Raw genomic sequence first — 11005 nt, forward strand, 5'->3', positions numbered from 1 at the left:
GTTCCAGCGGGCCGGGGCGCTGTCGGGGCGGCGGGACGACCCGGCCGGGGCTTCTCGGCCGTTCGCGGCCGACAGCGACGGCTTCGTGATGGCGGAGGGCGCGGCGGCGTTGGTGCTCGAACGGTCGGGCGACGCGCGGGCGCGTGGTCGGGCCGCGTTCGCGGTGCTCGCGGGGTGCGGGGTCAGCACGGACGCCCACCATCCCACGGCCCCGCACCCGGAGGGTCGGGGCGCGGAGGCGGCGGTGCGGACGGCGCTGGCGGAGGCCGGGGTGGGGACGTCCGACGTGGACCACGTCAACGCGCACGCCACGTCGACGCGGCAGGGGGACACGGCGGAGGGCCTGATGATCGGGCGGGTGTTCCCGCACGGGCCGAGCGTCACCTCGGCCAAGGGGGTGCTCGGGCACAGCCTGGGCGCCGCCGGGGCGGTGGAGGCGCTGCTCACGGTGCTCAGCCTGGAACACGGGGTGGTGCCGCCGACCGCCAACGTCGGGGCGCCGGCGCCGGATCTGGGGATCGACCTGGTCGTCAAGAAGCCGCGGGAGCGGCCGGTGGCGGTCGCGGTCAGCGACTCGTTCGGCTTCGGCGGGCACAACGTGTCGCTGGTGTTCACCCGGTGAGCTTCGGGCGGGCCAGCGCGACCGGCGTCCAGTCGTGCTCGGCCCGCTCGGCGCGCCCGGCGACCAGGCCGAGCCGGCGTCCGCAGCCGGCGAAGGCGTCCAGGATCCGGGTGATCTGCTCGTCGGTGTGGGTGGCCTGCGGGGTCACCCGGATCAGGGCGCGGCCGCGCGGCACGGCCGGCGTGACCACGGCGTTGGTGTGGACGCCCGCGTCGTGCAGCGCCTGCCACATCCGCAGGCAGAGGCGGCTCCTGCCGATGTGCACGGGGACGACGGGGGTGATGGAGGGGGCGGTGGCGAAGCCGAGGGCACGCAGCCCGTTGTGCAGCCGCTCGGCGTGGTCGAAGACCCGCTCGCGGCGGGCCGGTTCGGTCTCGATGATGTCCAACGCGGTCAGCGCGGCCGCCGCCGAGGCCGGGGACATCGCGGCCGAGAACAGCACCGGGCGGGCGCTGTAGCGCAGGTACTCGACGATCCGGGCGGGGCCGGCGAGCAGCCCGCCGAGCGAGCCGAAGCACTTGGAGAAGGTGCCCGAGAGGAGGTCGACGGCGCCCGGCATGCCGAAGTGCTCGGCGACCCCGCTGCCCCGCGCGCCGAGCAGCCCGATGTCGTGCGCGCCGTCCACGACCAGCCGCGCGCCGTACCGGTCGGCGAGCTCGCGCAGCCCGGGCAGCGGGCAGAGGTCGCCCTCCATGGAGAACATGCCGTCGGTGACGATCAGCTTGCCGGCGTCGGGGGCGGCGGCGGCCAGCAGCCGGCGCAGGTGTGCCAGGTCGCCGTGCCGGTAGCGGAAGCGGGTGCCCTGGCCGAGCTGCACGCCGTCGACGAGGGAGGCGTGGTTGGCCATGTCGCTGAACGCGGCGTCGCCGGGGCCGAGGAGGGTGCCGACGGCCAGGTTGGCCTGGAAACCGGTGGTGGTGACCAGGGCGGCCTCGCAGCCGAGGAACGCGGCCAGCCTGGCCTCGAGTTCCTCGTGCAGCGGCAGCGTGCCGTTGAGGATGCGGGACCCGGAGCAGCTGGTGCCGTACCTGGCGGTGGCCGTGGTGGCGGCGTCGATGAGCCGGGGGTCGGTCGCCAGGCCCAGATAGTCGTTGCAGCCTGCCATGACCGCGTTCGGTTCTGCGGTGCGGTAGTAGGGGCTGACGCCCGTCTCCGCCATTTCGCCGATTACCGCGATCGGCTTCTTGTCGAAGATATCTGCCATGCCGTTACCTGGGCCTCTTCTCTGTCGTGTCAGAGTGCAGCCTGTCCGATCATCGCGATGAGAATGCTCCCCCACGCGCCGGGGGTCACGGAATCGCTGTCCGTTGGTAAGGGGAAAGGGCTGGGAGGATGAAAAATAGTATCGCACTCTCGGCTTGTGACGAGTGTTTCGTGGCTGGTGGCACTCCGAAGACGATCGGTTCGGCCGTTTTCTTCTCGGGGCCGGTTCCGGATGTCGACGAATTGCGGGATCTGGTGGTGAAGCGTTTCGGTTCGCTGCTCAGGATGCGTTCCGTGCTGTGCCCGCCGCCCGCGCCGGGGTCGCTGCGGCGGCACCGGTGGCTGGCCCTGGACCGCTTCGACCCGGCGGGTCAGGTGCGGGGGGCGGCGCCCGGCACCAGCCTCGCCGAGCTGGTCGACGCCGCGGTGCGGCGGCGGCTGCCTGCCGGGCTGCCGCCGTGGCGACTGCACCTGGTGCCGGGGACCGGTCCCGGTGAGGAGGGGTTCGCGCTGCTGCTGACCGCTCATCACGCGGCGCTCGACGGGCGGTCCCTGGAGACCCTGCTCCACCTGCTGCTCGACGGCCCGACCCCGGTGGGTCGGGAGCCGGCGGCCCGGAGCCACGCCCCGGGGCCCGGCCTGGGCGGGTTCGGCAGGTTGGGCCGCGACCTGCTGCACCAGGCGCGGCCGAGCCGCCGTCTGCCGGGCGCGCCCGGCGACCCGACCACGGCCTGGACCGAGGTGGATCCGGCGGCCGTGCGGGCGGCGCGGCGTTCGCTGCCCGGCGCCGGGATCAGCCTCAACGACGTGCTGCTGGCCGGCGTCGCCGGGGTGCTGCGGGACGTGCACGGCCCGCTGACCGGCTGGCCGGGACGGGACCGGCCGGTCTACGCGCTGGTGCCGGTGGACCTGCGGCCGCCGGGGACGAACGGGGAGCTGGGCAACGTGATCTCGGCGGCCCGGGTGGCGCTGCCGGTGGGTCTTGACCGGCCGGCCGACCGACTGGCGGCCTGTCACGAGGCCGTCGTCGCACCCGGGTTCCGGTCGCGGGCGGTCAACGCGGCCCGGCTGTTGCGGGGCACGGCGCTGCTCGGCGCCTGGGCGGCGCGCGCGGCCGGCGCCCACGCCATCGCCCCGTCCTACGCGCCGGTGTGCTGCACGACGTTGATGCTGCGGCGCGGGCCCTGGTACCTGCTCGGCCGGCCGTTGACCGGCGGGATGGTGCTGCCCGACCTGCCGCCGCCGGGTGCCGTCAGCTTCTTCCTCGCCGGCCACACCAGGACGCCGGAGCGGGCGGCCCGGCTGACCCTGACCGTGGTCAGCCACGGCGCCACCCCGGCGGCGCGCTTGACCGGCGACTTCACCAGGGCCCTCGCGGAACTCGCCGCGAACGGCCCGGCGGTGCGGAGCTAGGCCCGGTCCGGGCGGACAGGCTCTAGGAGCGCCGGTGGCGGGCCCGGCGGTGGGTGCGGGTCGTGCGGCGGTCGAACTCGCGGCGCAGCAGCGGGCCGAGCAGGCCGCCGAGGGCGGCCAGCGCCCGGGTGCCGGGGTCGGGGCAGATGACGAAGCGGCGTCGCTCGATGCCCGCCACGATCGACGCGGCGACCCGCTCGGCGGTCAGCGGCCGGAACATTCCGCCGATGGCCCGGGTCTCCTCGGGTTTCTCCAGGTTCTCGGCCGCCAGTTGCGGGGTGTCGACATCGGGCGGGAACACCACGGCGGAATGGACGCCGTGCCGGGCGAGTTCTCCCCTGGCGGCCGCCATCAGGCCGTGCACCGCGTGTTTCGAGGGCGCGTACGCGGTATATCCGAAGACCCCGACGAGCGCGGCCGCCGAGGAAACGGCGACCACGCTGCCCCGACCCCGTTTCATCATTCCGGGAACCACGGCGCGCATCGCGTGGAGCGTGCCGAAGTAATTGACCTCCATCTGCCGCCTGAAGGCGTCGTCCGGAAGGTCGAGGAAATGCCCGGGCCCCGCCGTGCCGGCGGAGTTCACCAACACGTCGCACGGCCCCCAGGTCTCCTGGAGCCGGCCGAGGGCGGCGGCGAGCGCCCGGCGGTCCGCCACGTCCGCCCGCTCGACGGCGACGCTCGCGCCGGCCGCCCGCAGCAGCTCGCCGGCGGCCACCAGCCGCTCGGCGTCCCTGGCCACCAGCGACAGCCGCGCCCCGCGCGCGGCCAGCAGCCGGGCGGTGGCCAGCCCGATGCCGCTCGAACCGCCCGTCACCACCGCGTGGCACCCGTGGAGGTCCACCGCCGCCATCCGCCTCGCTCCTCCCGTCACGCCGGCCCGTCACGCCGGCCCGTCACACCGGCCAGGACCGTCGTCGTCATCGTCCGCTCAACGAGCCGAGCGGGGCCGTGGTGACGGCGCCCGGCCCCACCGGGTGGTGGTACGCCCGTGCTCTCACCATGCGTGAAGTCGCGGTGTTTGCGTTACCTTTGCCGTTGTGCCACGACTGATCGATCACGGTGAGCGCCGCCGCGAGATCGCCCGGGCGGCCTGGCGGGTGATCGTGCGGGACGGTATCGGCCGCGCCTCGGTGCGGGCCGTCGCGAAAGAGGCCCGGGTGTCGGCCGGCTCGCTGCGTCATGTCTTCACCACACAGCGGGAGTTGTTGGTCTTCGCGCTGGAGATGGTCCTCGACCGGGCGCGAGCGAGGGTGGCCGCCCTGCCGCCGCGGCCCAGCACCCGGGAGACGGTGGAGGCGCTCGCCCGGCAGTTCCTGCCGCTGGACAGCGAGCGCCGCACCGAGTCCGAGGTGTACCTGGCGCTGTTCGACGCGGCGCGCGCCGACGTGGCGTTGCGCGCGGCGCGGGACGCCGCCCACGGGCACCTGCGGGATGTGTGCCGCGCGCTGATCGGGCGGCTGGACAACGGCGTCGACCTGGTCCCGGGGACGGATCTCGATCTGGAGGCGGCGCGGCTGCACGCGCTGCTCGACGGCCTCGGCGCGCACGTCGTCCACGAGCCGGCGGGCGCCGACCCCGGTTGGACGGCCCGGGTGCTGAGCCGGCACCTCGACTCGCTGGCCACGCCGGCCGTCGACGCCCGGGGCTGAGGCCCGGGACCCGTGCGGGTCCCGGGCCGTCGGAGCGTCAGGGGATCAGGGGATCAGCACGATCTTGCCCAGCGTGTGCCGCTGTTCAAGGTCGCGGAAGGCGTCGCGGACGTCGTCCAGCGGATACGTCCTGGCGATCGGGACGTGCAGCCGGCCGTCCTCGACGGCGGCGGCGAGTTCGGCCAGCACGCCCGCGTCGGCGGCCGCCGCGCTGCCCTCCATCCGGGCGCCGAACTCCTCGGCGTCCGCCATGTTGATGATGGTGTCGATCCGCTCCGGCGCCACGCCCAGCTCGATGGCCAGCCGCACGTAGTCGGCGCCGTAGGTGTCGATGAACGCGTCGGGCCCCCTGCCGCCGGCCGCCGCCGTGATCCGGTCGGCCACGCCGTCGCCGTAGCTGACCGGCAGGATGCCGTGGTCGGCGAGCCAGGCGTGGTGCTCCTCGCTGGCCAGGCCGATGACGGTGGCGCCCAGGTCGCGCGCCAACTGGCAGGCCAGGGTGCCCACCCCGCCGGCCGCGCCCGAGACCACCACGACGTCGCCGCGGCCGACGGCGACCGCGCGCACCGCGGCGTAGGCGGTGGTGCCGACGATGGCCAGCGCACCGGCCTCGGCCCAGGACACGTCGGTCGGTCGCCTGATCAGCTGGTCGGCCTCGACGGCGGCGAACTCGGCGTGGCTGGCGCGGCGGTTGGTGAAGCCCAGGACCTCGTCGCCGGCGTCGAACGCCGTGACGTCCGGGGCGGTCTCGGTCACGACTCCGGCCAGGTCGCTGCCCTGCCCGGAGGGGAAGGTGGCGGGCCAGCGCTGGCGCAGCAGGCCGCGGCGGATGGCCGCCTCGCCCGGGTTGATGCCGGCGGCCTTGACCCGGACCACCACCTCGCCAGGACCCGGCTCGGGACGTGCCACCTCGTCCACACGCAGCACGTCGACGTCTCCGTACTCGTCGAATCTCACAGCTCTGGACATATGTCCACTATGAGACGGTTGCCCGGGCGGCACCACTCGAACAGCGCTCCGGCAGGTCGGCGCACAGGCGCCAGCCGCCGTCGTGCGGCCCCGCGGTCAGCGTGCCGCCCACCAGGCCGACGCGTTCACGCAGCCCGATCAGCCCGAATCCGGGGCCGCCCGGCAGGTCGCCGGACACCTCGGCCGGGCCGCCGTCGTCACGCACCTCGACCCGGGCGTCGCCCTCGGCGACCGCCACCTCGACCGTGATCCGGCTGCCGGAGCCGGCGTGCTTGGTGGCGTTGGTCAGCCCCTCCTGGACCACCCGCAGCACGGCCAGGCCGCGGACCGCGTCGAGGTGGGCGATGCCGGGGTCGACGCGGGCGCGCACGTCGAGCCCGGCCTGCACGGCGCGCTCCACCACCGCGGCCACGGCGGCCGGCAGTTCGGCGGGTTCCACCACCAACGGCGGGCCGCCCTCGGGCGCGACGGCCGCCGGATCGCGCAACACGGCCACCAGCCGGCGCAGGTCGGCGAGGGTGGTGGTGGCGGAGCCGTAGACGTCGTCGAGCACCGCGCGCACCCGCGGGTCGAGGTCCGGCAACACGGCTCTGGCCACGTTGACCCGCAGCGCCATCGACGACACGTGGTGCGCCACCAGGTCGTGCAACTCGCGGGCCAGTTCGGTGCGTTCGGCGAGCCGGGCGCCGCGTGCCGCGAGTTCGCGGCGCGCCTCGGCCTCCCGGGCGCGGGCCCTGGCCTGCGCCAACGCGCGGTCGGTGGCGCGCAGGTAGGCGCCGAGCAGCAGCGGCGCGACCGCCACCACCACGACCCGGTAGCCCACGGCCAGCAGCCCGGTGACCGTCTCGTGGTCCTTGACGAGCAGGACGTACGCGGTGATCAGCACCGCGGTGCCGAGCAGCGCCTCGCGCGGCGGGCGGCGCACGGCGAGTTCGAGCAGTGCCACACTGGCCACCACCTTGGCGGCGACCGGGGTCTCGGAGACCAGCGGGTGGGCGAGCAGCAGCAGCGCGCTCTCGGCCAGCGAGACCGCGAGCGGGAAGGCGCCGCCGCCGAGGAAGATCACGCCGGCGGCCAGGGTGACCAGCCAGTCGGCGGTGTCGGGCGGGGCGTCCTGGACGAGCAACAGGTAGCCGGCGCCGATGAAGAGCGGAAGCAGGCGCGCCGGCCCGAACCGGTCACCGACCGCCCGCCCAGACCACGTCAACAACACGCCATGACACTAACCCGATACGGTGGTCTCCTCGTGACGTGACGTGGCCGAAGCCTGTCGCCCGCGGTGGTCCATTCGGCGCCATTCCGGCCGCAGCGCCGCCAGGTTGGTGGTGAGGAAGTAGAGGGTGCCGGCGACCAGGAGTACCGGAACCAGCCCCGTGGCGCCGACCGCCGCCCCGCCGATCAGGCCGCCGAGCGGGATGCCGGACCACGCGAGCGAGGTGACCAACGCCTGGACGCGGCCCAGCATGTGCCGGGGTATGCGTTCCAACGACACGGCGCCGATGATGGGGTTGAGGAACCCGGCGCCGAACCCGCTGACGGCGCACACCACGAGCACCCCCCACAACGGCACGCCGCCCGAGACGCTGAGCGCCAGGATCACGAAGCGCGGCGCGCCGGCGAGCAGGAAACCACCGAAGAACACCGGGAGTCGGGGCAGCCGCTCGGCGATCGCGGCGGCCAACAGGCTGCCGCAGACCCCCGCGGCGCCGCCGACGGCGCCCAACAGGCCGATCGCGGACGGCCCGTGGCCCGACTCCTCGGCCCAGACCGGCAGCAGGACGCTGACGTAGGCGGCGTCCAGCAGGTTGGTGACGGCGACGGTGAGCGCGATCGCCAACAGCAGCGGCTCGCGCCGCAGGTGGGCGAAGCCGACGCCGAACCGCCGCCAGTAGCCCTCCGGTTCGGCGGTGGACTCCGCCGGGGCGCGCTGGGCACGCCCCAGGCCGCGCGGCAGGGCCAGCCCGATCAGCAGCGAACCGGCCGCGAAACAGACGCCGTTGACGATCAGCGCGGTCATCGCGTCGAGCGTCGCGACCACCACGCCGGCGAGCGCGGGACCGACGGTGCTCGCCAGCCGCTCGGCGACGCCCGACAGCCCGGTGGCCCGCTCCAGCGGCACCCGCGCGCGGTCGGCCGCCTCCGGGACCATCACCTGCTTGGCCAGGTCGCCGGGCCCCCGGCAGAGGCCGATCACCGACACCAGCGCGAGCAGCAGCCAGAACGGCAGCCGGTCGGCCGCGTGCAGCGGCGGGATCAGGCACACGGCGACGGCGCTCACCACGTCGGTGGTCCAGGAGGTGAGCCGGGCGCCGACCCGGTCGATCAGCGGCCCGGAGAACGCCTTGGCCAGCACGTAGGGCGCCATCTCGCAGAACGCCACCAGACCGGTCTGCGCCGCGCTGCCGCTGGTGACCAGCACGAACCAGGGCAGCGCGATCGCGGAGATCCTGGTGCCGAGCTGCGAGACGGAGATGGCCGTCAGCAGCCCGACCAACGCCCGGGATCTCATGCGTCGCGTCCCTCTTCGACGCCGGCCGGCTCGGGCAGCACGTGGAACTGGACGGCGACGCTCTCCCGCCCCTCGTCGGACTCGGCCTGCCCGATCTCGTCCCGGTAGCGCTTGAGCACCGCCCAGAGCTCCCGGCCGAGCTCGCGCGCCTGCTCCGGGGTGAGGCGCAGCATCACGTCGCTCAGGTTGAGCGCCGGGCCCCAGACGCGCGGCATGGTGGCCAGTTCGTTGAGGCCCTGCTGGAGGCGGAGGGTATGGGCGGCGGCCACCGACTGGAGGAAGACCTGGGCCGCCTCGGGCTCGGCCTCCACGATCTCGGGCTCCACGGTGGTGAGCTGGTGCACCGCGCGCCACCAGCGCTCCCTGGCGTTGCCCCGCTCGGTGTCCTCCTCGACGAAGCCCGCGGCGGCGAGTTGACGTAGGTGGTAGCTGGTCGCCCCCGAGTTCAGGGACAACCGCCCGGCCAGCTGGGTCGCGGTCGCGGGGCCGTGCTGGCGCAGCAGGCCGACGAGGCGCACCCGCAGCGGGTGGGCCAGGGCGCGCAGCCCCTTGCCGTCGAGGACGACGACCCGCTCCGCCAAGGCCTGCCCGGCTTCGTCGTGGGGTGTCGGCGCTTCTTCCCTGGGTTCCGTCATGCGCTCACCCTAGAACCCAAAGGAGTCTTTGCAACCCAAAGGAGTCTTTGCAAAGGCTTCTTTGCGAAGAACTCTTTGGCGTACCGATGAGTTCCGGCCAATCTCCAGAACAAACGTGCTGGCGCCCGCGTTATGCTCACTGCGACCACGGTTGAGGAGGCACGATCAACATGGGAACGCGGCGCACCCCGCTGCCGGGCGTCGGCACCCAGTACGACATCGCCGCCCGGGACGGACGACACATCTCGGTGGTGGCACACGAGGACGGCCGGCGCTTCATCGGGTTCTTCGACCCGGAGGACCCGGACGCCTGCCAGGGCACCGTAGCCCTGGACGCGGACGAGGCCGAGCGGTTGGCCTCGATCATCGCCCCACAACGCCAGGCCGTCACGCTGCCCGAGAGCGAACTCGGCCTCGACCTGGTCACCGAGCGGATTCCGATCGAGCCCGACTCCCCCTACCGGGGGCGTCCGATGGGCGACACCAGAGCCCGCACCAGGACGGGCGCCTCGATCGTGGCGGTGCTGCGCAGGATCGGCGCGCACCCGTCACCGGGGCCGGACTTCCGCCTGGAGGCGGGCGACACGTTGCTGGTCGTCGGCACCCGCGAGGGCGTCAGCGACCTGGCCGACATCATCGCCGGGGCCTGAGCTCCGCGCTGAAACGGTCGCCTGGGCCACGGATACACGGCGCCGGTGGGAGCAGCCGGCGCCGTGCGAATGACCTTGACAACCGAAAGGTGCGGTGAGCGTGCACGACACCACGACCATGCTGATCGAGCTGGGGGCCGTCGTCCTGGGCCTCGGACTCGTCGGGCGGCTGGCCGGCCGGCTCGGCCTCTCCCCCATCCCGCTCTACCTCCTGATAGGGCTGGCCTTCGGGCACGGCGGCCTGATCCCGCTCTCGACGACCGAGGACTTCATCGAGATCGGCGCCGAGATCGGCGTCATCCTGCTCCTGCTCATGCTGGGCCTGGAGTACACCGCGACCGAGTTGGCGGACAGCCTCAAGACCCAGTACCCCTCGGGGCTGGTGGACTTGGTGCTGAACGCGACCCCGGGTGCGGTGGCCGGGTTCCTGTTGGGCTGGGGCCCGGTGGGCGCGCTGGCGCTCGCCGGCGTCACGTACATCTCGTCATCCGGCGTCATCGCCAAGATCCTCACCGACCTCAACCGGCTCGGAAACCGCGAGACCCCGGTGGTGCTGGGCATCCTGGTCATGGAGGACCTGGTGATGGCCCTCTACCTGCCGGTGCTCTCCACGGTGCTCGCCGGCGTCGGACTCGCCAGCGGCAGCCTCACCCTGGCGATCGCGCTCGGCACCGCCGGCATCGCGTTCTACGTCGCGCTGCGGCACGGACGCATCATCAGCAAGGCCGTCTCCTCCGACAATCCGGAGATGCTGCTGCTGGTGGTCCTCGGCCTGACGCTGCTGGTCGCGGGCGTGGCACAGCAGCTCCAGGTCTCGGCGGCGGTCGGCGCCTTCCTGGTGGGCATCGCGCTCTCCGGCGAGGTCGCGCACAACACGCGCCGCCTGCTGACGCCGCTGCGGGACCTGTTCGCGGCCGTCTTCTTCGTCTTCTTCGGCCTGTCGACCGACCCGACGGCGATCCCGCCGGTGCTGGTCCCGGCGCTGCTGCTCGCCGTGGTGACCACGGGCACCAAGATCGCCACCGGCTGGTGGGCCGCGAAGCGGGCCGGGGTCGGCCCACGGGGCCGCTTCCGGGCCGGCGGCGCGCTGGTGGCGCGCGGCGAGTTCTCCATCGTCATAGCGGGCCTGGCCGCCGCGACCGAACCGCGGATCGCGCCGGTGGCCACGGCGTACGTGCTGATACTCGTCATCATCGGCCCGTTCGCCACGAGGTGGACGGAACCGGTCGCCAGCCGGCTGCGGGAGCGGCGCAAGGCGCGGCAGACGTCGACGGCGGTGGTGGCGGCGGAGTCCGGAGCCTGACCGCGGCGCGGCGGCTTCGGGTGCGGTGAGTTTTCCCCCACCCACCCGC

General features: G+C 74.0%; 11 protein-coding genes. 5 read left to right on the top strand and 6 right to left on the bottom strand.

The genetic code is table 11. From position 1 onward, the window contains the following. The coding region (locus E1283_RS22565) for a beta-ketoacyl synthase N-terminal-like domain-containing protein (protein WP_279571288.1) at window positions 1-622 on the top strand (622 nt) is incomplete at its 5' end. Here the strand turns inward: E1283_RS22565 and E1283_RS22570 are convergent. Continuing rightward, window positions 612-1826 carry an aminotransferase class I/II-fold pyridoxal phosphate-dependent enzyme gene (locus E1283_RS22570; RefSeq protein ID WP_132819946.1) on the bottom strand — a complete coding sequence of 405 codons (1215 nt, stop codon included), beginning with the start codon at window positions 1824-1826 and terminating at the stop codon, window positions 612-614. The genes E1283_RS22565 and E1283_RS22570 overlap by 11 nt on opposite strands. 128 nt (window positions 1827-1954) lie before the next feature. Here E1283_RS22570 and E1283_RS39495 point away from each other — a divergent pair, with 128 nt between their 5' ends. After that, window positions 1955-3238, top strand: a complete 1284-nt coding sequence (locus E1283_RS39495) for a wax ester/triacylglycerol synthase domain-containing protein (protein WP_132819947.1) — start codon at window positions 1955-1957, stop codon at window positions 3236-3238. A 22-nt stretch (window positions 3239-3260) separates the two neighbouring features. On the opposite strand, the gene E1283_RS22580 is transcribed toward E1283_RS39495, so the two are convergent. Then, window positions 3261-4091 (bottom strand): SDR family oxidoreductase, encoded by an 831-nt coding sequence (locus E1283_RS22580; protein WP_132819948.1) that lies wholly within the window; start codon window positions 4089-4091, stop codon window positions 3261-3263. A 187-nt stretch (window positions 4092-4278) separates the two neighbouring features. On the opposite strand from E1283_RS22580, the gene E1283_RS22585 reads away from it, so the two are divergent. Next, window positions 4279-4890, top strand: a complete 612-nt coding sequence (locus tag E1283_RS22585) for a TetR/AcrR family transcriptional regulator (RefSeq protein ID WP_132819949.1) — start codon at window positions 4279-4281, stop codon at window positions 4888-4890. Between the two features lie 45 nt (window positions 4891-4935). On the opposite strand, the gene E1283_RS22590 is transcribed toward E1283_RS22585, so the two are convergent. From E1283_RS22590 to E1283_RS22605, 4 genes are read right to left on the bottom strand one after another with little or no spacing between them, the layout of a single operon-like run. Beyond that, the gene (locus E1283_RS22590) at window positions 4936-5859 is read right to left on the bottom strand and encodes an NADP-dependent oxidoreductase (RefSeq protein WP_132819950.1); all 924 of its coding nucleotides are present in this window, start codon (window positions 5857-5859) and stop codon (window positions 4936-4938) included. Between the two features lie 7 nt (window positions 5860-5866). Then, on the bottom strand, window positions 5867-7072 hold the full coding sequence (locus tag E1283_RS22595; RefSeq protein ID WP_132819951.1) for a sensor histidine kinase: 1206 nt from the start codon (window positions 7070-7072) through the stop codon (window positions 5867-5869). Window positions 7073-7081: 9 nt separating this feature from the next. Continuing rightward, window positions 7082-8368, bottom strand: coding sequence for an MFS transporter (locus E1283_RS22600; protein ID WP_207930489.1), 1287 nt, complete (start codon window positions 8366-8368; stop codon window positions 7082-7084). Next, window positions 8365-9003: a winged helix-turn-helix domain-containing protein gene (locus E1283_RS22605; protein WP_132819952.1), complete on the bottom strand. Its 639-nt coding sequence runs from the start codon at window positions 9001-9003 to the stop codon at window positions 8365-8367. Before E1283_RS22605 ends, E1283_RS22600 begins: the two co-directional genes overlap by 4 nt. Before the next feature lie 170 nt (window positions 9004-9173). On the opposite strand from E1283_RS22605, the gene E1283_RS22610 reads away from it, so the two are divergent. Next, window positions 9174-9653 (top strand): cation:proton antiporter regulatory subunit, encoded by a 480-nt coding sequence (locus E1283_RS22610; RefSeq protein WP_132819953.1) that lies wholly within the window; start codon window positions 9174-9176, stop codon window positions 9651-9653. Window positions 9654-9753: 100 nt separating this feature from the next. Beyond that, window positions 9754-10956 carry a cation:proton antiporter gene (locus E1283_RS22615; protein WP_132819954.1) on the top strand — a complete coding sequence of 401 codons (1203 nt, stop codon included), beginning with the start codon at window positions 9754-9756 and terminating at the stop codon, window positions 10954-10956. Window positions 10957-11005: the final 49 nt, after the last annotated feature.

It is taken from the genome of Streptomyces hainanensis, from assembly GCF_004348415.1.
GTDB classification, from domain to species: Bacteria; Actinomycetota; Actinomycetes; order Streptomycetales; family Streptomycetaceae; genus Streptomyces; species Streptomyces hainanensis.